The sequence below is a fragment of the Candidatus Pseudomonas auctus genome (assembly GCF_048654275.1).
Classification (GTDB): domain Bacteria; phylum Pseudomonadota; class Gammaproteobacteria; order Pseudomonadales; family Pseudomonadaceae; genus Aquipseudomonas; species Aquipseudomonas pharyngis.
The window spans coordinates 1-21563 of record NZ_JBJYZK010000006.1; the positions used below are offsets into that span (position 1 = coordinate 1).

The 21563-nt window shown below is 61.2% G+C and carries 18 protein-coding genes; 9 read left to right on the forward strand and 9 right to left on the reverse strand.

The features are described 5' to 3' along the window. Window positions 1–255 precede the first annotated feature (255 nt). Window positions 256–1134, reverse strand: a complete 879-nt coding sequence (locus ACKUG4_RS13105) for a LysR substrate-binding domain-containing protein (protein ID WP_445434158.1) — start codon at window positions 1132–1134, stop codon at window positions 256–258. A 139-nt stretch (window positions 1135–1273) separates the two neighbouring features. Here ACKUG4_RS13105 and ACKUG4_RS13110 point away from each other — a divergent pair, with 139 nt between their 5' ends. The 6 genes from ACKUG4_RS13110 (at window position 1274) to ACKUG4_RS13135 (ending at window position 8687) form a co-directional block, all read left to right on the forward strand. Further along, a complete protein-coding gene (locus tag ACKUG4_RS13110; RefSeq protein ID WP_445434159.1) occupies window positions 1274–2911 on the forward strand; it encodes a 5-guanidino-2-oxopentanoate decarboxylase in 1638 nt (545 codons plus the stop codon). Further along, window positions 2911–4359, forward strand: coding sequence for an aldehyde dehydrogenase family protein (locus ACKUG4_RS13115; protein WP_445434160.1), 1449 nt, complete (start codon window positions 2911–2913; stop codon window positions 4357–4359). Before ACKUG4_RS13110 ends, ACKUG4_RS13115 begins: the two co-directional genes overlap by 1 nt. A gap of 217 nt (window positions 4360–4576) precedes the next feature. Beyond that, window positions 4577–5680, forward strand: coding sequence for an extracellular solute-binding protein (locus ACKUG4_RS13120; RefSeq protein ID WP_445434161.1), 1104 nt, complete (start codon window positions 4577–4579; stop codon window positions 5678–5680). A gap of 180 nt (window positions 5681–5860) precedes the next feature. After that, window positions 5861–6769 carry an ABC transporter permease gene (locus ACKUG4_RS13125; RefSeq protein WP_039765919.1) on the forward strand — a complete coding sequence of 303 codons (909 nt, stop codon included), beginning with the start codon at window positions 5861–5863 and terminating at the stop codon, window positions 6767–6769. Continuing rightward, complete coding sequence (locus ACKUG4_RS13130; RefSeq protein WP_221398011.1) at window positions 6766–7614, forward strand: ABC transporter permease; 849 nt, start codon at window positions 6766–6768, stop codon at window positions 7612–7614. The genes ACKUG4_RS13125 and ACKUG4_RS13130 overlap by 4 nt, the downstream gene beginning before the upstream one ends. 17 nt (window positions 7615–7631) lie before the next feature. Next, a complete protein-coding gene (locus tag ACKUG4_RS13135) occupies window positions 7632–8687 on the forward strand; it encodes an ABC transporter ATP-binding protein (RefSeq protein ID WP_085709574.1) in 1056 nt (351 codons plus the stop codon). Window positions 8688–8976: 289 nt separating this feature from the next. Here the strand turns inward: ACKUG4_RS13135 and ACKUG4_RS13140 are convergent, their stop codons facing one another. Beyond that, on the reverse strand, window positions 8977–9906 hold the full coding sequence (locus tag ACKUG4_RS13140) for an AraC family transcriptional regulator (protein WP_039765922.1): 930 nt from the start codon (window positions 9904–9906) through the stop codon (window positions 8977–8979). Between the two features lie 336 nt (window positions 9907–10242). Here ACKUG4_RS13140 and ACKUG4_RS13145 point away from each other — a divergent pair, with 336 nt between their 5' ends. Next, the gene (locus tag ACKUG4_RS13145) at window positions 10243–10596 is read left to right on the forward strand and encodes a putative quinol monooxygenase (protein WP_064599069.1); all 354 of its coding nucleotides are present in this window, start codon (window positions 10243–10245) and stop codon (window positions 10594–10596) included. A gap of 43 nt (window positions 10597–10639) precedes the next feature. Next, window positions 10640–10882, forward strand: coding sequence for a hypothetical protein (locus ACKUG4_RS13150; RefSeq protein WP_445434162.1), 243 nt, complete (start codon window positions 10640–10642; stop codon window positions 10880–10882). Between the two features lie 4 nt (window positions 10883–10886). On the opposite strand, the gene ACKUG4_RS13155 is transcribed toward ACKUG4_RS13150, so the two are convergent. Further along, entirely contained in the window at window positions 10887–11516 is a 630-nt protein-coding gene (locus ACKUG4_RS13155; RefSeq protein ID WP_039765924.1) for a flavin reductase family protein, read from the reverse strand. Between the two features lie 124 nt (window positions 11517–11640). Continuing rightward, complete coding sequence (locus ACKUG4_RS13160; protein ID WP_085610837.1) at window positions 11641–11958, reverse strand: hypothetical protein; 318 nt, start codon at window positions 11956–11958, stop codon at window positions 11641–11643. Window positions 11959–12301: 343 nt separating this feature from the next. Between ACKUG4_RS13160 and ACKUG4_RS13165 the strand changes: the two genes are divergently transcribed. Continuing rightward, the gene (locus ACKUG4_RS13165) at window positions 12302–13057 is read left to right on the forward strand and encodes a COG4705 family protein (RefSeq protein ID WP_236190337.1); all 756 of its coding nucleotides are present in this window, start codon (window positions 12302–12304) and stop codon (window positions 13055–13057) included. A 113-nt stretch (window positions 13058–13170) separates the two neighbouring features. On the opposite strand, the gene ACKUG4_RS13170 is transcribed toward ACKUG4_RS13165, so the two are convergent. From ACKUG4_RS13170 to ACKUG4_RS13190, 5 genes are all read right to left on the reverse strand, one after another. Continuing rightward, window positions 13171–14490: an MFS transporter gene (locus ACKUG4_RS13170; RefSeq protein WP_445434163.1), complete on the reverse strand. Its 1320-nt coding sequence runs from the start codon at window positions 14488–14490 to the stop codon at window positions 13171–13173. A 208-nt stretch (window positions 14491–14698) separates the two neighbouring features. Next, entirely contained in the window at window positions 14699–17533 is a 2835-nt protein-coding gene (locus tag ACKUG4_RS13175; RefSeq protein WP_445434164.1) for an RHS repeat-associated core domain-containing protein, read from the reverse strand. Between the two features lie 113 nt (window positions 17534–17646). Continuing rightward, window positions 17647–18972 carry a two-component system response regulator MifR gene (gene mifR / locus ACKUG4_RS13180; RefSeq protein ID WP_085647280.1) on the reverse strand — a complete coding sequence of 442 codons (1326 nt, stop codon included), beginning with the start codon at window positions 18970–18972 and terminating at the stop codon, window positions 17647–17649. After that, a complete protein-coding gene (mifS, locus tag ACKUG4_RS13185) occupies window positions 18972–20732 on the reverse strand; it encodes a two-component system sensor histidine kinase MifS (RefSeq protein WP_085647281.1) in 1761 nt (586 codons plus the stop codon). The genes mifR and mifS overlap by 1 nt, the downstream gene beginning before the upstream one ends. Window positions 20733–21048: 316 nt before the next feature. Continuing rightward, a complete protein-coding gene (locus tag ACKUG4_RS13190) occupies window positions 21049–21528 on the reverse strand; it encodes a hypothetical protein (protein ID WP_445434165.1) in 480 nt (159 codons plus the stop codon). Window positions 21529–21563 lie beyond the last annotated feature (35 nt).

Genomic DNA, 21563 nt, shown 5'->3' on the forward strand with positions numbered 1-21563 from the left:
GCACCTCCTGACCATGATTGATACCTGTAAACCATGTCCCCGGTCTCAAACGTAAAGGATGTACCCGGTCTTTACCCCGCCCAGCCCTCTCCCGGAGGGAGAGGGAGCCGACCGAGTTGTCTGACGTGATTCATCGACCTGAAAGTTCGAGTCGATTATGGATTCGGTACAGCACGTTCAGGTCGGCGTAATTTTCGAGCATCCCACGATCGGCTCCCTCTCCCTCCGGGAGAGGGCTGGGGTGAGGGCATGGCCTCACCGCGTATGAGCCTGCTCCACCAACCACCCCATCAACTCCTGCAATTTCGCCGACGGCTCCGACGCCGGCGCGACGATGTAATAGCCCAGTCCCGTCTTCACCTTCAGATCGAACGGCATCACCAGTCGCCCGGCGTTCAAGTCGTCGCCGATCAGTGACCAGTCGCCGATCGCCACACCCGTCCCATGGGACGCCATCGACATCGCCTGATCCAGCGTCTCGAAATGCTGACCGCTGGCGATATTGCTCAGGTGCAGTTCGGCGGCGTTGAGCCAGAGTGTCCAGTCGTCATCGGTGTGGGTCGGATGCAGCAGCAAGTGGTGTTGCAGATCCGCCGGTGAGTAGAGGGCTGGTCCACTGTTGAGCAGCGTTGGCGAACAGACTGGCGTCAGTTGTTCATCGAACAGATGCAGGGTTGCGGGTGAGTCGTTTGGCGCGGTGCCGTAGATAACCGCCGCGTCGAACTGCTCGCGATGAAAATCCACCCCGTGCTGCAACGAGGCCGTGAGCTTCACCGGCACGTCCGGACGCTCGCGCTGCCATTGCAGCAGGCGCGGCAACAACCAGCGCATCACGCAGCTCGGCGCCTTGAGTTGCAGGGTTTCGCGTTTGGCGCCGATCTGCTCCACCGAATCGCCGATCAGGCTGAACACCTGCTGCACCCGTGGCAGCCATTCGCGACCTTCGGCCGTCAGCTCCAGGCCCCGGGCCAGGCGAATGAACAGCTCATAACCCAGATGTTCCTCCAGCCCGGCGATCTGCCGGCTCACCGCACCCTGGGTGATGTGCAACTGCTCGGCGGCCCGGGTGAAGTTGCAGCACTGCGCGGTGATCAGAAACGTGTGCAGGGCGGGCAGGGGAGGCAGTCGTTTCATGTGGATCCAAGGTATGACGTGAGGACATGGCTAGTATGAGCTTTTATCGATTGTTGCGGCTACGGGTCGCCCGTTTCAATGAGGCCAATCACCGGTTCCTTTAAAGCCCGGTGCCTCAACGAACAAGAAGGGCAAAGACATGGCGACGTGTGGCGAAGTACTGGTCAAGTTACTCGAAGATTATGGGGTCGAGCAGGTGTTCGGCATTCCCGGTGTGCATACCGTGGAGCTGTATCGCGGGCTGGCCCGTTCGAGCATCAACCACGTCACCCCGCGCCACGAGCAGGGCGCCGGCTTCATGGCCGACGGCTACGCCCGCACCAGTGGCAAACCAGGTGTGTGCTTCATCATCACAGGTCCAGGCATGACCAACATCACCACCGCCATGGGCCAGGCTTACGCCGATTCGATCCCGATGCTGGTGATCTCCAGCGTGCAGTCGCGCAGTCAACTGGGCGGCGGACGCGGCAAGCTGCATGAACTGCCGAACCAGAGCGCACTGGTCGGCGGCGTGGCGGCGTTCTCCCACACGCTGATGTCGGCGTCCGAATTGCCGGGCGTGCTGGCCCGTGCTTTCGCGCTGTTCCAGGCCGGGCGTCCGCGTCCGGTGCACATTGAGATTCCACTGGACGTGCTGGTCGAAGAAGCCGACGAACTGCTGACCAGCGTGCCGGTCAACATCGACCGCGCCGGTGCTGCGCCGGCCGCCGTGAGCCGCATGACTGAACTGCTGGCCGGCGCCCAGCGTCCGCTGATCCTCGCCGGTGGCGGCGCCATCGATGCCGCTGCCGAACTCACCGAACTGGCCGAACTGCTCGACGCACCGGTGGCCCTTACCATCAACGCCAAAGGTATGTTGCCGTCCAGCCATCCGCTGTTGATCGGTTCGACCCAGAGCCTGGTGGCGACCCGTGCTTTGGTGGCCGATGCCGACGTGGTCCTGGCGATTGGCACCGAACTGGCGGAAACCGACTACGACGTGACCTTCGCCGGCGGTTTCGAAATCCCCGGCAAGTTGCTGCGCGTCGATATCGATCCGGACCAGACCGTGCGCAATTACCCGCCGCACGTGGCGCTGGTGGCCGACTCGCGCAACGCTGCACAAGCGCTGCTCAGTGCGCTGTCGCACAAACCGCTGGCCGAGCGCCGCAACGATTGGGGCCAGGTACGCGCCGCGCGTCTGCGTGAAGACCTGGCCGCGACCTGGGACGCGCCGACTCTGGCCCAGACCCGTTTCCTCGAAACCGTGCTGCACGAATTGCCGAACGCGGTGTTCGTCGGCGACTCCACGCAACCGGTGTACACCGGCAACCTCACCTTCAACCCGGAGCGCCCGCGCCGCTGGTTCAACTCGTCCACCGGTTACGGCACTCTCGGTTACGCCTTGCCGGCGGCGATTGGCGCATGGCTCGGCGGTAACCTCGAACACGGCGCGCGTCCGCCGGTGGTGTGCCTGATCGGCGATGGCGGTCTGCAATTCACCCTGCCGGAACTGGCCAGCGCCGTGGAAGCGCGCACGCCGGTGATCATCCTGCTGTGGAATAACCAGGGTTACGAAGAGATCAAGAAATACATGGTCAACCGTGCCATCGAGCCGGTGGGCGTGGACATCTATACCCCGGACTTCATCGGGGTGGCCAAGGCCCTGGGTTGCGCGGCCGAGGCGATCAGCTCCGCCGAACACCTGCGCAGTGCATTGCGCGCCGCCACCGATCGTCAGGGCCCGACCCTGATCGAGATCGACCAGACCCAATGGATGAAGGCGGTGGCCCAATGATGAATTTCCCGACCACACTCGACGGCCTGTACATCAACGGCCAATGGTCCGCCGGGCGCGAACACCTGCGCGTGATCAACCCGGCCACCGAAGCGCTGCTGACCACGGTCAACGGCGGTGACGAACGCGCCGTCAATCAAGCGGTAACGGCGGCGACCGACGCCTTCAAGGGCTGGTCGAAAACCACCGGTGCCGAGCGCGGCGCGATCCTGCGCAACATCGCCAATGGCGTGCGCAACGGCCGCGAACATCTGATGAAGTTGCAGTCGAGCAACAACGGCAAACCGCAGTTCGAAGCGGGCATCGATGTCGATGACGTGATCGCCACCTTCGAGTACTACGCCGAACTCGCCGAAGGCCTCGATGCGAAACAGGACAGCAACGTGCCGCTGCCCAGCGACGACTTCAGCGCACGTCTGCGCCGCGAGCCGTGCGGTGTCGTCGGGCTGATCGTGCCGTGGAATTTCCCGATGGTCACCACCGCGTGGAAACTCGCCCCGGCCCTGGCCGCCGGTTGCTGCGTGGTGCTCAAGCCGTCTGAAGTCACGCCGCTGCCGGAACTGGAGCTGGCGACCATCATCGCCGAATCCGGTTTGCCCAAAGGCGTGTTCAACCTGGTGTGCGGCACCGGTCTGGCAGTCGGCGCGCCGCTGTCGGCGGACCCGCGCATCGCCAAGATTTCCTTCACCGGCAGCAACGCCGTCGGTGTGCAGGTGATGCAGCGCGCCGCTGAAACCGTGAAGGGCGTGAGCCTGGAACTGGGCGGCAAATCCTCGCTGCTGATTCTTGAGGATGCCGACCTGGAACTGGCGGTGGAGCTAGCCTGCGGTGGCGGTTTCTTCAACGCCGGGCAGATGTGCTCGGCCACCAGCCGGGTGCTGGTCGCCGATGAACTGGCCGACGAATTCCTGATTCGTCTGAAGGCCCGCGCGGAAAAAATCCGTGTCGCCGATCCGTTCGATCCTGACGTCGAGATGGGCGCACTGGTCAATCAGGCGCAATACCAGCGAGTGCTCGGTCATATTGACCGTGGCCTCAGCGCCGGGGCCAAGCTGATCTGTGGCGGCAATCGTCCCGCCGATCTGCCGCGCGGCTATTTCTTGCAGCCGACAATCTTCACCGAAGTGCCCCTCGACAGTGCGCTGTGGTGCGAAGAGATTTTCGGCCCGGTGATCTGCGTGCGCAGTTTCGCTACGGAAGCCGAGGCGATTGCCTTGGCCAACGACAGCCAGTTCGGTCTGGTGGCCAGCGTGGTCACGCGCAATGCCGAGACCGCGGATCGGGTCGCCAACGCCTTGCAGGCGGGGCTGGTGTGGCTCAACGCGCCGCAGGTGATCTTCCCGCAGACCGCGTGGGGCGGCTACAAACAGAGCAGCCTCGGCCGCGAATTGGGGCCGTGGGGCCTGGCGGCATTTCAGGAAATCAAGCACGTGATCCGCGCGCTCTGAATGCCCGAAAAAGGTCAGCGCATGCCTCGCAACGAGGCATGCGCCGGCGTCATGGCTCCAATGAGTTTTTATCGATAGTCAGGTGTTTTGCACGACCTCAGGATGAACCCGCAGACCACGCTCAAGCCCTTTGAAACCGGGCGCTTGAGCAATCTCGGTCAAGCAGATGCAAGGGTTGCGATCAATCTCATACTTACAAGAATAATGGGAGTCCCAAATGGGCGAGCACGATCTGAACAGGCGTCAATTCATCAAAACCGTCGGCGTGGCTTCGGTGGCTGCGGCGGCCATGAGCATGCCCTTCATCCGGGCCAGTGCCAGCGACACCCGCTTCGCCGGCAAGACCCTGCGCCTGTTGACCTGGTCCGATGACACGGGCCTGGCCGCGCTGCGCAATATCGCCGCAACGTTCGAAGCCAAGACTGGCGCCAAAGTGATTGCCGACCGCACCGGCAGCACCTCGGAAATGGTCGCCAAACTCAAGGCCGGCGGTGACCGTCCGCAGTACGACATCATCACTCTGGCTGGCGTTGGCGCCGAAGGTCTGGCCGCTGCCGGGCTGCTGGAAAAACCCGATCTCAACCGCATTCCCAATCTGGTCGACGTCCCGGAAAAATACCGCACCGGCGCCAACGGTCACGGCATCGGTTACCTTTTGTGGTGCAACAGTCTGGTCTACAGCACCCGCACCCAGAGCACCGCGCCGGACAGCTACGCCGCGCTGTGGGACGGCGATCTGGCGCCGAACATTTTCCTGCCGCCGCCGAACTGGACCGAGGCCATGGACCTGATCATCATCGCCGCCAAACTGGCCGGTGGTGACGAGCACAACATCGAGCCAGGGTTCAAGAAACTCGCCGAGCTGAAAGACCGCGTGGTGACCCTTGGCGAAAACCCCAACCAGATTGCCGAGCTGTTTCGCACCGGTTCCCTGGATATGGGCGGCCTCTACGCCCCGGCGTTTTTCCCCAAGCAGATCCGCGACCCGAACTATGGCCTCGGTGCCACGTTCGGCATGAAGGAAGGTTTCTACACCGACCTGATGCTTTCGGTGATGCCGAAGAACCGTCCGGGCGACACCGACCTGGCCTACGCCTTCATCGACCACTCCCTCGACCCGCTGGTGCAGGGCAAGATGGCCGAAGACATCTTCAACGGCCCGGTCAACGCCAAGGCGATCATCTCCGCCGACGCGCGCAAGAGCCCGTTCATCCTCACGCCGGAGCAGATCGCGGAGAAGGCGATCATGCACGACAACGCCTTCCTGGCGACCGTGCATGACCAGTGGATTCGTCGCTACACGGAAATCTTTTCTTCCTGATCGAGTGACGTACTCAGGCTCTCAAGCACCGAAAGTTCTTGTGGGAGCGAGCCTGCTCGCGATAGCAATCTGTCAGCCGACGTTGTTGGTGAATGTCAGTCCGCATCGCGAGCAGGCTCGCTCCCACAGAGGGCCAGGTGAGCTTGAAGCCGTTGTTTTTCCATTGACGAGATCATTGCTATGGAACATCAATCCCTGACCCAACCGGTCGGCACGGGTGACGTGCGCCCGGCGCGCGGTGTTTCGCCGACGGCGCGGGCGTGGTTTTTCCTCACGCCGTCGATGCTGTTTCTCGGCGTGCTGATTGCCGCCAGCCTGCTGGTGCTGCGCATGAGCGTCGGCACCAAGGGCGCGGAGTGGTCGGGCTTCAGCCTGGCCAGTTACGCGCAGTTGCTCGAACCCTACTACCTCAAATCTTTGCTGCTGACCTTGCGTCTGGCGCTGATCAGCGCGGTGATCGCGGTGGTGCTGGCGATCCCGGTGGCGTACACCATGTCGCGTCTGACCTCGCCGTTCGTGCGGCGGATCTTTCTGGCGGCGGTGCTGTTGCCGCTGCTGGTCAACCTATTGCTGCAAAGCTACGGCTGGCTGGTGATCCTCGGCCCCGGCGGCATGCTCAACCAGACCTTGATGGGCCTCGGTCTGATCAAGCGCCCGATCATGTTGCTGTACAACCAGAACGGCGTGTTGATGGGCCTGGTGCAGACCGCGTTTCCGCTGGCCGTGCTGCCGATTGCCAGCGCCATGCGCGGCGTCGCCCGCAGCTACGAAGAGGCTGCCGCGACGCTGGGCGCCAGTCGTTTTCAGGTGTTCCGTCAGGTGGTGCTGCCGATGAGCCTGCCGGGGATCATCACCGGCGCGACCCTGGTGTTCGCCTACAACGCCAGCAGCTTCGTGGTGCCGCTGTTGCTCGGCGGTCGGCGAGTGCCAATGCTCGCGGTGATGGTGCATGACCAGATCGCCCCGCTGATGAACTGGCCTGCCGCGTCCGCCGCCGGGGTGGTGCTGATCGTCACCACGCTCGCCATCATGACCTTGTCCGAATACATCACCGGCCGCCGTCGCCGTCTGCTGGAGGCTTCGCAATGAGTGCCCTGTTCAAGAAGCGTCAGTCGCTGTTGCCGGGCGACACCGGCAAGTTTGCCGGCATCCTCTCCGGGATCATTCTGCTGCTGGCCGTGTTGCCGATCCTGACCATGATCGTGATGTCGTTCAGCGGTGCGTCGAACCTCGACTTCCCGCCGAGCAGCTACAGCCTGCAGTGGTACAAGGCGGCGTGGCACACCTTCGTCTCGCCCGATGCCAGCGATGTTTTGAGCCTCGGCCAGGCCATGGGCACCAGTTTGCTGGTGGCGTGCCTGACGATGATTTTCGCCACGCTGATCGCGGTGCCGGCGGCCTACGCGCTGACCCGTTGCGAGTTCCGTGGCAAGGGTGTGGCGCTGCAACTGATGTCGCTTCCGCTGGTGTTCCCGATGGTGGTGCTGGGGTTGGCCTTGCTGCTGGTATTCGACAGCCTGCCGTTCCACATGACCACCTCGCGACTGGTGATTGCCCACGTGATTCTGGCGCTGCCGTTCGTGGTGAAGAACTGCACGGCGGCCATGCTCTCCATCGGCAGCGAAGTCGAAGAAGCCGCGCAGATGCTTGGCGCGTCGCCATTGAGGGCCATCGTCGATGTGGTGGTGCCGTTGATGAAGTCGGGGATTCTGGCGGGGATGCTGCTGGCGTTCATCGTCTCGTTCAACGAATTCACCGTGACCTATTTCCTCTACACCATCGACGTCATGACCGTGCCGATCTGGATGTACAGCCGCACCGTGTCATCGCTCGACCCTACCGTGTTCTCGTTTGCCGTGCTGATCGTGCTGATCGACTTCGTCCTGATCTGGGCGCTGGAGAAGCTGGTCGGTGAGGGCGGCGTTTCCTTTTGATTTCTTGAGGTGATTTTATGTCTGGTCTGATTCTGGAAAACGTCGAGAAACACTACGGCTCGGCCTGCGCGGTAAAAGACGTCAACCTGCATTTGCCCGAGGGCAAACTGGTGTGCTTCCTCGGTCCGTCGGGTTGCGGCAAGACCACGTTGCTGCGGATGATCGCCGGGCTGGAAACCCTCACCGGCGGCGAGATCCGCCTGGACGGCGAGGACATCGGCCACACCCCGGCGCACCTGCGCAACTTCGGCATGGTGTTTCAGTCGCTGGCGCTGTTCCCGCACATGACCGTGGGCGAAAACATCGCCTATCCGCTGAAACTGCGCGGCGTCAGCAAGGCCGATCAACAGGCACGGGTGGTGGAGTTGCTGGAACTGATCCAGCTGCAACCGATGATCGATCGCCCGGTGGCCAAGCTCTCCGGCGGCCAGCGTCAGCGAGTGGCGATTGCCCGGGCGATTGCCTCGCACCCGAAAATCCTGTTGCTCGACGAACCGCTGTCGGCGTTGGATGCCAAGTTGCGCGAGTCGATGCAGGTGGAAATCCGCCAGCTGCAACAACGCCTGAACATCACCACGATCATGGTCACTCACGATCAACGCGAGGCCATGACCATGGCCGATATCGTGGTGGTGCTGGGCGAGCATCGGGTGCAGCAGGTGGGTACGCCGATTGAAATCTACCGGCATCCGGCCAACGAATTCGTCGCGGACTTTATCGGCTCGGGGAATATTTTCCCGGCCACCGCGCTGGGCGATGGCAAGGTCGTGCTGCCGGGTGGCGATGCCCTGCAAGTGCCAATCTGCAGCAGCATCGTGGTCGGGCAGAAAGTGAAAATGCTGATCCGCCCCGAAGACCTGCAACTGTCGGCGCCGCAGGCCACGGCGGGCAATCGCCTGCTGGGCAAGGTGACGTTCGTGCGGGATATTGGCGCGACCATCGAGACTACGGTGGAATGTTCCGGGGTGACCTTCACGGCGCTGAGTACGCCGTGTCAGGGGATTGGGTTGGGGATCGGGCATCCGGTGTCGGTGACGTTGCCCAGTGAGGCGTGTCGGGTGCTCGGCGCTTGATTACGCTTCTGCTCGAAATCGCTCCCTCACCCCAGCCCTCTCCCGGAGGGAGAGGGAGCCGACCGAGTTGTCTGGCGCTATCCATCGACCTGAGAGAACGAGTCGATTATGGATTCAAAACCAGTCGGTCAACTTGATTCTGGATTCCAAGCCAATCGTTGAACTTGATTCTGGATTCAAAGCCGATCGTTCAAGTCGGTGAACCTCGTCAAGATCCCCCAATCGGTTCCCTCTCCCTCCGGGCGGTCCGACGTTTCGGGAGGGCTAGGGTGAGGGGGAGCTTTTGAATTCACACCGAAAGCCGCAACCGCGCCAGATCCCTCAACGGCGGCGCCCCAAACAGCCGGCTGTACTCGCGACTGAACTGCGAAGGGCTTTCATACCCCACCCGATACCCGGCCGCCGACGCTTCCAGCCCCTCAGCCAGCATCAAACGCCGCGCCTCTTGCAGGCGCAGCTGCTTCTGATACTGCAACGGACTCATCGCCGTCATCGCCTTGAAGCGGTGATGCAAGGTCGAGACGCTGAGGTTCACTTCCTTCGCCAGGTCATCAATGCGCAGCGGCTGTTCGAAGTTGCCGTTGAGCCATTTGATCGCCTGGCTGATGCGGTGGCTCTGGCTGTTGGCGATAGCGATTTCGTACAGCCGATGCCCCTGCGGGCTGCGCAGCAGGCGATAGAGAATTTCCCGGCGGATCAGCGGCGCGAGCATGGCGATGTCTTTAGGTGCGTCGAGCAGGCGGGCCAGACGCAGCACCGCATCGAGCATGGCGCTGTCGATTTTCTCCACATACAGACCACGCCCGGTCGGCCGGGTCGGTACGCCCATCGGACCGGCGTCGGCGATCAGCGCGGTGATTTCCGCAGGATCAATGTCCAGGCGCACGGCGAGGATCGGCTCCTCCGGCGAGACATTCACCACCCGTCCACTCAACGGCATCGAGACCGACACCACCAGATAATTGAGCGGGTCGTAATTGAAGAACTCATCCGCCAGCCGTACCTCTTTGCGCCCCTGGGCCATGATGCACAGCGCCGGTTGCGCAAGCACCGGGGCGAAGTCATGGGACTGGGTGTGGCGCGACATGAACAGCGAACCGACGGCAGTGGCATAACTGCCATCTTCGGACGTGTTGCGGCGGATGATCGCCGCCAGTTCCGCGCGCTGCTTTTCCATGTCGGCATCGGGTGGCGCTTGAAAACGATCGAATGACGTCACGTGCGGCATCCTCGGCAAAGTCGGTGGAGTGGAGCAGAGCATAAGTTTGTGCAAGCCAGGGCGGTAGACACATCCTGCGAAATGCTTGCCTGATCCTGCATTGGGTTGTTGGCCCATCCAGCCATAGCAGGACGCAGGTGGTCAGAGTTGCCCGAAATCGGTGTGACAGGACGGTGACAGGAATTTACGACTTGTTACAGGTCTGCAAGACAGTCTCGCAGGATTGTGCAACGCGACGGCAGGAATCGACTAACGGCGAACGGGGAGCGGCCCTTAACCTTGAATCCTGTCGCAGCCCGTCCCCGGCTGCCACGCGACTCCCTGGGAGGGTTGAACATGTCCAAGCAGATTCCCGTCAGTCATATGGCCTTCGTTCGAGCGCGTGCCGGACGTTCGGCGGAACTCGGCATGCGCCTGAGCGCCCTGATCGAACCGTCCCGCGCCGCCCCCGGCTGCCTGAGCTTTGCCTTGCAGCATTCGCAGTGTGATCCCGAGTTGTGGCTGGTCTCCGGTTTCTGGAGCAACCAGCAGTCGATGACCGCGTACTTCAGCAGCCCGTCGATGGAAGTCTTTGCCGAGCTGGTGCAGGACCTGGTGGTCAACAGCCTGGATTTCCACACGTTCAAGGAAGTCTCGGCCGCACAGGCCGTAGGGCAATGCACTGCGCCGGTACACAAACTTGCCGGTTGAATGTTTAATGTCCGGCTTATCCGACTGAGCCAGGACCTGCGATATGGCACGTAAAGAGTTCGAACACTTCGAAGCGGTTTCCGCTGTAGTCCCCGTCGAGTTGGGCGGCAACAAGGGTTATCACGCGGCGATCGCCGTCAAGGCCCTGGTCGACGGCGGCGCGCCGCGCTTTCACAAACTGCTGAGCGATCAGGTTTTCCCCGGCGCCATCGCGGCCGATGAAGCCGCGATCAATGAGCTGGACAAGCTCAAGGGCGTCACCGACGACGCCGAGCTGATCTGGTAAACGCTTACTTCGTCGCCCCCGGGCGCCACATCTTGAACAACGCCTCCGGCCCCAGCTGGAAGTAGTCCGCCGGCCCGCCGCCCCGCAGTATCGGTTCGGCGGCGGCGGTGTCGTAGATCCCGTCCTTCAACAGCCACTTGGCGATATGCACGGCGACCACTTCGCCGAGCACCAGCCAGCTCGGCACGGTCTCGCCGTCGGCGCGCTGCAGCTGAATGATCTGGGTGACCTTGCATTCGAAGGACACCGGGCTTTCGCCTACGCGCGGCACGGCAATCACCTTCGACGCCACCGGTGTCAGCCCCGCCAGTTCGAACTCATTGACCTGCGGCCCGACCATCGCGCAGCTCTGGTTCATCTGCTCGGCCAGCGGGCGGGTGGCGAGGTTCCAGACGAATTCGCCGGTCTGTTCGATGTTGTTCAGGCTGTCTTTGCGACCGACGCTGGAGAACCCGATGATCGGCGGAATGTAGTTGAACGCGTTGAAAAAGCTGTAGGGCGCCAGGTTCAGCCGACCCTCGGCATCCTGCGAAGAAATCCAGCCGATGGGACGCGGGCCGACGATGGCGTTGAACGGGTCGTGGGGCAGGCCGTGGCCGTTGGCCGGTTCGTAGAAATGGATGTCATCGGGCATGGCGGGTGGTCCTGGAAACGGCTGTCAGAGAGCGGCCATAGTGCAAGGACGGGCGGCTGATTTCCAGCCCTCCAGACATGACTAAGCCCGGCCGAAGCCGGGCTGTGGTGTGTGTATTTGATGATCAGCTGATGGCTGCGGCAGTGCCGGTTTTATCGAAACCGTCGGCAGCGATGGCGTTGGCAGTACCGGTTTTATCGAAACCGTCTGCGGCGATAGCGTTGGCAGTGCCGGTCTTGTCGAAACCATCCGCAGCAACGGCTTTGCCGACGTTGGTCTTGTCGAAGCCGTCAGCAGCGTAGGTGCCGGTGTGGCTGGTTTCGATGGCGGCGCTGGCGCCGGAAATGAAGTCGGCGGATTTGGTTTTGTCCGAGCCATCGGCGGCGAAGGTGTTGGCGGCCAGTACGGACAGGGTCAGGGCGAGGATCAGTTTGGTTTTCATGGTCGTTGTCTCCGGGTTCGTTGGCGATGTGTTTCGCATGGGGTTCATGCTACGCCAACTAAATTGATTAAAAAGCGCAAAATAATGCTAAAAATAATCGATTAAATTGATATTAAGGGCGACGCATTCAATTCGCTTTCGTCGTCGCAGCGAGCGTCGCGCAGTTAATCGATCAGGTAGGTGCAGGATGCGGCGGGGGCATTAACCGGTGATTAATCGCCGCTTTTCGTTTGTGTGACAGATTTTTCATGGATTCCCGACCGGTTTTTCACCCGCGCAACGCCAGTCTGCCCACGGCCATAAAGCCAAAAACCGGCCGTCACACACTGGAGCGTTGCCTGCGATGAACAAACTGCCTCAAATCACCCTGGCCTTCTGGGTCATGAAAATCTGCGCGACGACCCTGGGGGAAACCGCGGGGGATTTGCTGTCGATGACCCTCAATGTCGGTTACGCCATCAGCTCGCTGATCCTGATCAGCGTGTTTGTCCTGACGCTGATCGCGCAACTGATGTCCAAGACCTACAAACCGCTGCTGTACTGGATCGTGATCCTGTCGACCAGCACCGCCGGCACCACCATGTCGGACTTCATGGACCGTACGCTGGAACTGGGTTACGCCACAGGTTCCATGATCCTGATCGCGATCCTGCTGGCGATTTTCGCGGCGTGGCGCCTGAGTGGCGACTCGCTCAACGTCACCAAGGTGCAGAGCTTTCGCGGCGAGATGTTCTACTGGATGGCGATTCTGTTCTCCAACACCCTGGGCACCGCGCTCGGCGATTACCTGGCGGACGACTCGGGTCTGGGCTTTGCCGGTGGCGCGCTGTTGATCGGCTCGGCGATTGGCGTAGTCGTGCTGCTCAAGTACTTCACGAAGATTTCGACGGTGGCGCTGTTCTGGGTGGCGTTCGTGCTGACCCGGCCCTTCGGCGCGACCTTGGGCGACCTGATGACCAAGTCCCATGAGAAGGGTGGGCTGGACTTTGGCACCATCGGTTCGTCGGCGGTGCTGGGGGGGATTCTGCTGGTGATGATTGTCGGCGCGTCTTTTGCGCAGAAACGTTATGGAAAACCGGCGATTGCCGAGTCAGCATGAGACCGAGGTGACTCCAATCGCGAGCAGGCTCGCTCCCACATTGGATCTGTTGGAGCGAGCTTGCTCGCGATGGGGCCAGAACAGCCACCGTTGCGGTGGCTGCAGAAACCCGATCAGTCAGTGACGATGCGCGAGTGTTTCTGGGTGTCTTTCATGGTGATGTACACCAGCAGGGACACCGCGATGCACGCAGTCACGTACCAGTAGTAACCGGTTTCCATGCCGATGCTCTTGAACCACAGCGCGATGTATTCGGCGGTGCCGCCGAAGATCGACACGGTCAGCGCGTACGGCAGGCCGACGCCCAGGGCGCGGATTTCGGTCGGGAACAGCTCGGCTTTCACCACAGCGTTGATCGAGGTGTAGCCGCTGACGATGATCAGCGCCGCCATGATCAGGAAGAACGCGCCCCACCAGGTCTGGATGGTGTGCAGGGTCATCAGGATCGGCACGGTGAAGATCGTCCCGAGCACGCCGAAGGCGATCAGGATCGGGCGACGACCGATTTTATCGGACAGGCCGCCGATGATCGGTTGCAGGCACATGAACAGGAACAGCGTGGCCGCCGAAATGGTGGTGGAGTCGGAGATGCTCATGCCGACGGTATTCACCAGGTATTTCTGCATGTAGGTGGTGTAGGTGTAGAACGCCAGCGTACCGCCCATGGTCAGGCCGACCACGGTGAGCAGTTCCTTCGGATGACGCAGCAAGGTGCGCATGGCGCTTTCCCTGGACTTTTCCTTCTTGGTGAACGACTCGGTTTCTTCCATGCCGCGACGCAGGTACAGCGCGACGATTGCACACAGCGCGCCGATGGCGAACGGAATACGCCAGCCCCACGCGTACAGCTCTTCGGTGGTCAGGAACTGTTGCAGCACGATCAGCACGCCCAGCGCGATGAGCTGGCCGGAAATCAGGGTCACGTACTGGAAGCTGGAGAAGAAGCCGCGACGATCCCTGGTCGCCATCTCCGACAGGTAGGTCGCCGAGGTGCCGTATTCGCCACCGACCGACAGGCCTTGCAGCAGACGGGCGAACACCAGCAGGATCGGCGCGCCGACACCGATGGTTTCATAACCCGGGCTCAGGGCGATGATCAGCGAGCCGAAGCACATCAGGTAAACCGAGGCCATCAGGGCTTTTTTGCGTCCGACCTTGTCGGCGTACAGGCCCATCAGCCAGCCACCGATCGGGCGCATCAGGAAGCCCACGGCGAAGATCGCGGCGGTGTTGAGCAGTTGGGCGGTGGTGTCGCCTTTGGGGAAGAAGGCTTTGGCGAAGTACAGCGAGAAGGCGGCATAGACGTACCAGTCGTACCACTCGACCATGTTGCCGACGGAACCGCTGAAGATCGACTTGATGCGACTGGCGGTGGTTCGTTCTTTGGCCGGCACGGCAGCCGACCCAAGGGGCAGGGTGTTGGAGTTATCCATTGAAGGATCCTTCATTTAATTGTTGTTGTGGAGCGCGTTGAAACGCAGCCTGCGAGGGCTAAAGCAGGAGCTGTGCCAACGGGGAGAGGGCCGGTTTAGAGGGGGGAGGTGGATTTTTTGAGCGGAAATCCGCTCATTGTCGGTGGCGATTGAGCAGAAAGTTGCCGAGATTGCTGGCTTCGGCAACTCCTCGCATGATGAACATGGCTCAGTTGAAACCGCGTTGAGTCCGGGCGTGAAGATTCCTCAAGTTTGAAATGGTTGCGTTTGTCGCATCCGCCACGCTTTGGTAAGTATCCCCCGGTGCGTTCCCGAAGAATTTGCTGAGCATTCGATAGGTATGAATCGAGTCGCGGTTGGCGGTATCGAACGCCGTGTTCACTTCAGCCAATCCTCTTTCCAATACATCAATCAAAGCGGGTATGTACTGATTAAGCAGTTCGATTTTCTCTTGCAGCGCAGGAGTCATTCCGTCCTTGGCTCTTTCGATCTCGTACATGATTTCGACGGCGCCGACCAGGGTGGTCATAACGGCACCGATCTCCCCGGATAGCGGAGACTCATGGGCCTTCATTGCAATGGATATGAGCGGAGACGAGACTTCCTTGGTTGCCTTGAGCACGTTGAGTTCGGTGGGAGCCATGACGCCCTCAAACGTTTTCTTGTATTTCATGTGAGCGTAGCCTGACAGCGAGACGGTTTTGTATTCGCCTTTGCGCACAATGCTTTCCGGATTCAGTTTTCTGGATTTGAGTATGACTGACGTCGATAGGCCCTGCTGTTCCGCAACATAGTCGAATGCCAGACCGGTCGTCGTCTTGGCTAACATCCCAAGAACGATGGCGAACGCGGTACCGACGGGGCCCGCGACCGCGCCCAATGCACCTGCCACTGCGCCTACGCCGATCCCGACCACGTAACTGGTCACTTGTTTTACGACGAAGGTGCCGGTGCGCTTGACGGCGTTACCGGTCAGCGCATTTTGCGACTGGAGATTGTCGAGTTGTGATTCAACGGCGCGGATCCGCAGGTCGGTGACCTCGAGAATTTTCATATGCCGGACAACCGCGTGTGAAAGCGCCTTGTTGGCTGAGAGGGCCTGTTGAGCCGCAGCGCTTTGCGCTTTCCTTGCATCGCGTTCTTGCGGCGTTTCGTGGAACAGGGAACGTCCCTGTCCATCGTTATCGATAAAACGGATGGGATTGTTGCCTGTGAATCCGTAAAGATTCGGCCCGTCGACCACCCCCGCCGGATCGCTGCTTATCCAGCGTTGCAGCCAAGGCGCGTAGTACCGCGCGCCATAGTAATACAGGCCGCTTTCATCCATTTCCTTGCCTGAATAGCGAACGAACTTGTAGGCCAGTTCGATTACCGAGCGTGCGGCCATCCATGCCGTTTCGCCAAACGAGTAAAAGCCTTCGTTGCTGATCAATTGCGCCAGGTGATCGAGCTCCATCAGGCACGAACCCAGGTGATCATCCAGCGTGAAGCGCAATTGATCCGGATCGACACCGGCGGGTGCGCGCGCGACCCAGTGCAGGCACCGTACAGTGCCGATACCGATGTTCAGGGTGATGACATTGAGTTCTTCGCCATTGTCTTTGCACCGGACTTCCAGCCCCGGCAGGTAGTAAACATCGTGGTAGTGGCTGTTCGAGGCCGAGTAGGTCGCGTGGCGTTTGTAAACTCGCGAACCCTGACTGTAGCGATAGAACTCAGTGTCGTCGGGAGCCGAATCGCGATGTACCAGAGTGACGCACTCCAGTTGGTCGAAGGAATCCCATTGAAGGGGATTACCAGGTTGCAGGGCCAAGAGATTGCCATGACGGTCGAAGAGCGTGCCAAAATCGGGGGCAGGGTCGCCGCAGGCCCGGCGTACTCCCCGGTTGCTGCCGGGATCGATGGACATTTCGCGGGTATGGTTGTGGCCATCACGCACATGCCGGATCCGGTACAGATTGTCACCGGAGTCATAGGAATAGGTTTGAATGTAGTTACGCCGGTCTTTGGGATCGGTGGGGTGCGGTCGCCCCGGGTTGTCTTGAGGCGCCGCGTCATCGTAACCGCTGGCGCTGCGCAGTCTGTTCAGAGAGTCGTACTTGAATTCGCGCTGACCATCGACTCGTTGATTGGCGAAGTAATGTGGCGTGAACACATGATCGAGAATCCGGGTGATGTTACCCACCCGGTCATATTCATATCCGAAATCCTGCAGTGGCGGCAGCGCATTCACCCGAGCCGATTGACGCAGCAGACGCAGGCTGGCCGGATCATAAAACCAGCGTCGAGTCACGCCGTTGCCCGCCAATTGTTCAATGATGTGCCCGGCCGCGTCATATTTCGCATCCTGCAGGACTGCCTGCCAGCGAGTCTGTCCTTTGATCTGCAGCTGTACGTGATTGATCTGTCCAGCGATGTCGTAATTGAACAGTTGGCAGTGTCCGCCGCCGTCGGTCTGCTCCAGCACGCTGCCGTCTGGACTGTGGAGACGGCTGCTGGTGAACACCTTGCCATCAAAGTAAGTGCGGGTTTCGCGCAGTGATGTACCCAGCGTCGAGTAACTGTCGAAAATCAAATGCCCTGACGAATCCTTCCGTTGGATCAACTGGCCACGCAGGTTGAAACCTGTGTCGGCCGATGCGTCTGCGTAGACGCAGGTCTCAATATCGGGTTGGGTGTTATGCGCCACGGCCACCAGGCGAAGTTGATCGTCATAGGTACTTTGCCAGTGACTGCCGCGCTCGTCCCACTGCTGCAAGGGTTCACCCCCCGGACCTGGCAGACTCAGTCGCCAACCGGCGTCCACACTGTCGACTTTCAACGGCTCTGCGGCCAGATTGAGAACACTTGAGATATTGGCAAGGGCAAGACGCGGGTCACGCTGCTGCACCCTCTGGCCGGCCGCGTTATGTTGCTGTCGCGTGATCAGGGGCGTTACAGATTCATCGGCAACCGTACGCAGGTACGCGACCTGACGAATCACAAGGCCACGGCTGTCGTGGACAGACAGCGAGGGTGTGCACCAATGGGGGGAAGTATTCATGCCCTTGTGCCTCTCCCGCACGGCAGGACGTAGAGGCCTCAGTTTAGGCGTTACGCAGTACCGCGTAACCTGACAGATCTGACAGTGGAGCGCCCTTTAGACTTTGTGTTTCATTACGGCACAAACATCTCGCGGGTCAGCCCATGGCGCTGCATCTTTTCATTGAAGGTGCGACGCGGCAGTTGCAGTTCTTCCAGTACGGCTTTCACATCCCCCTTGTGCCGGGTCATTGCAGCCCGCAGGCACTGCGCTTCAAATGCCTCTTGCTGCGCCGCCAGCGATTGGCCGGGATCTATGCCCTGCACCGGTTCATCCAGCCCCAACACCTGCCGTTCGGCCACGTTCGCCAACTCGCGAACATTACCCGGCCAGTCATGGCTGAGCAGGTGGCTCAACTGCGCACCACTGAGCGGCGGGAACGTCCGGCCCAAACGCTGGGCGGCGCTCTGGGCGAAGGATTCGAACAACAGCGGGATGTCTTCACGACGATCACGCAATGGCGGCAGGCGCAATTCGGCGACGTTCAGGCGATACGCCAGATCCTCGCGAAAACGCCCGGCCCGCGCTTCGTCCAGCAAATCGGGTTTGGTCGCGGCGACGATCCGCAAGTCCACGCGAATGCTCTGGTTTGACCCCAGCCGTTCCAGTTTCTGTTCCTGCAACACCCGCAGCAGTTTCACCTGCTGGGCCAGCGGCATGCTTTCGATTTCATCAAGAAACAGCGTGCCGCCATCGGCGTATTCCAGCTTGCCGATGCGCTTGCCGGACGCCCCGGTGAACGCGCCGCTCTCGTGCCCGAACAACTCGGCTTCGAACAGTTGCTCGGGGATCGCCGCGCAGTTCAGGGCCACAAACGGCTTGTCGGCACGCGGGCCGAAGTCGTGCAGGCAGCGGGCAACCAGTTCCTTGCCGCTGCCGGTTTCGCCACGGATCAGCACATTGACCGGCAGCGTCGCCAGATCGAGTACCTGTCGGCGCAAGGTCTGCAAACCACGGGACACGCCGAGCAGCGTCGCGTCGAGTTTGGCGCGGTTGTCGGCCTGCTCGTGCAGGGCGCGGTTTTCCAGCACCAGCCGGCGCTTGTCCAGCGCCCGGCGCAGGCTGCCGAGCAGGGTCTCGGGGCTGAAGGGTTTTTCCAGAAAATCGTAAGCGCCGTCGCGCATGGCTTCGACCGCCATCGGCACATCGCCGTGGCCAGTCAGCAGAATCACCGGCAAATCGGGATCCCGGCGCTGCACTTCGGCCAGCAGTTCAAGACCGCTGAGGCCCGGCATGCGCACATCGCTGAGGATCACCCCGGCAAAGTGCCTGGGCAGCGCCGCCAGGCATTCCTCGGCACGGCTGAACAGCTGCACCTCGAACCCGGACAGGCTCAGCCATTGTTCGACGGCATTGCGAATGCTGCTTTCGTCATCGACCACCATCACCGCGTTGAGCATCAGATGTGCGCCTCCAGATCGATCGGCAGGGTCAGGCTGAACACCGCGCCGTTGTCGCCATTCTCGGCGCACAGGCGCCCGCCGGATTCATGGACGATGGCGAACGATACTGCCAGCCCCAGACCCAGCCCGTCACCCACAGGTTTAGTGGTGAAGAACGGATCGAACACCTGACCCAGATGTTCTTCGGCGATGCCGCCGCCATTGTCGATAACGCTAAGGCGCCACAGTTGCTCGTCGGTTTCCAGGCGGATTTCCAGACGCTTGCAGGGCTTGCCCTGCATGGCATCGAGGGCATTGCGCAACAGGTTGATCAGCACCTGCTCCAGACGGATCGCATCGCCGCGCACCCAGGCCGGACGGGTCAGGTGCAGCACCAGACTGACCTGTTCATCACGCAGGCGCGCATCGAGCAATTGCAGGGCCTGATCGACCACCGTCGCCAGGTCCAGCCGTTCGCGCAAGCCGCTGGGGCTCTTGCGGGCGAAGGTTTTCAGGTGGCCGGTGAGGGCGGCCATGCGTGTGAGCATTTCATCCACCGGTTTGAGCGCCTTGTAGGCGTCATCGACCCGACCGTGATCGAGCAGCAGTCTCAGCGTTGCAAGCTGCATGCGCTGGGCGGTCAGCGGCTGATTGATTTCGTGGGCCAGCGCGGCGGACATCTGTCCCAGTGCCGCGAGTTTGGCCGACTGCACCAGACCGTCCTGCGCCGTGCGCAAATCCCGGGTGCGTTCCTCGACCAGTTGCTCAAGCTCTTCGCGGCTACGCTGGCGCATCTTCGCCAGACGCCAGCGCTGGTTGAGGAACAGCAACAGGAACACCAGCGCCAGCCATACCCCGGCAGCGGCGAGCCCGGCATTGCGCTGATCTTCAAAGGACAATTGCGGGCGGCGCAGCAGATGCAGGGTCCAGCCTTCGGCGGTCAGCGGCAGCGATTCCCACAGGTAATCCGCCGTGCCTTGCGGGCCTTCGACGCGGCGCAGATCACTGTTGTCATCGAAGCTGCGCAGCGCCAGATGCGTCAGTGGCACCAGCGACTGTTTGTCGTATTGGCGGGTGGCCTTGATCTCGCGGTAATCGGCCGGGCTCAGCGGGTGCAGCAGGCGATAGCGCCAGCCGGGCTGGTTGGCGATGAAGATGATCCCGCGCGCATCGCTGACCAGCAGGGTGTCACTGCCCTGGCTCCATTCGCGTTCGAGTTCGGGGAATTCGAGCTTGACCACCATCGCCCCGAGGAACTCGTCGTTATCGCCGAGCACCGCGCTGGACAGGAAGTAACCAGGAATGCCGCTGGTCACGCCGACCGCGTAGAAACGCCCGGTGCCCTGGGTGCGGGTCTGGCTGAAATAGGGGCGAAAGCCATAGTTGTGACCGACGTAACTGCTGGGCAGGCGCCAGTTGCTGGCGGCCACCGCGAGGCCGGTGCGGTCGAGCAGTTCAAGGGTCGAGGACTGTGCGGCGCCGTTGATCTTTTCCAGCTTCAGATTGAGTGCCGTTTGCTGTTCGGCGCTCACGGGACCGGCCAGCGCCGCACGCAGCTGCGGGTCCAGCGCCAGCACGGCGGGCAGGGCGCGGTAGCGGTCGATCAGGGTGTGCAGCGAGTTGGCATACAGCGCCAGTTGCTGATTGGCCCGGGCCGCGTCTTCTTCCAGCGCCTGGCGCTCGGCGTGGCGGATCGCAAGCGTTGCAGCAAGGGCGGCACCGGCGATGATCAGCAGGGTGTACAACGACAGACGCAAGGTACGGGAAGTCGGCAGCATGCTGAGAAAACTGAGGGTGAAATGGGGTTGGCACCATACCACGAGGCGTCGTTCCACTGTGTCCTACACCGCGGTAATCCTCGCGGATCTGGAGTGCAGCACCGCCCGCAGATCCTTGAGTTCACCAATGCGTTTTTCAGTCTTCTGTCTGATGCGCTCCAGCGAGCGTCCCAGCAACTGTGTTTCTCCTGCCAGAGTTGCTCGTTCGATCAATCGTTGTGAGCCAACCTGCAGCAAATCCATCAGTCCAGTGATGTCTGAATCCAGAGCATCTTCTTGTTCTTGCGTAAGGTTTTGGCCAATGGCTTTGACCTCTTTAAGAATATCTTGTGTCCCTGGAATCGCCTTTATGCCCGGCCCTACATACGGGACCTTGCCCCCCAAGGCCCACCCAATGTCCTTTCCGGGTCTCGATATCCGGTGCCCCGTTCTGTTCAACGGTCAACGGGCGCAAATGATTGTCGTAGGTCGTGAGCCAGTGATTGCCCCGTGCATTCCAGCGCTGAAGTTCCTCTCCCGATTGACCCGGCAGTACCACGCTCATGCCGGCATCGACACTCTTGACCTTGAGTGGCTGGCCACTCAACGCAAAAACGGTCACCTGACTGGCAATGGACAGGCGCGGATCCTGCTTCTCGAGCAGATGCCCGGCTGTGTCGTGGCGCAGGCGGGTGATGAGTGTTTCCACAGGGGCATCGGCGATAGCGCGCAGATAAGCAACCTGGCGAACGGGCAAGCCTCTGCTGTCAGTCGCTATCACCGAAGGGGTGTGTCGATGGGCTTGGGTGTCCTTCATCGCCACTTGCCCATAGGTTTACCCTTGCGTGCCCG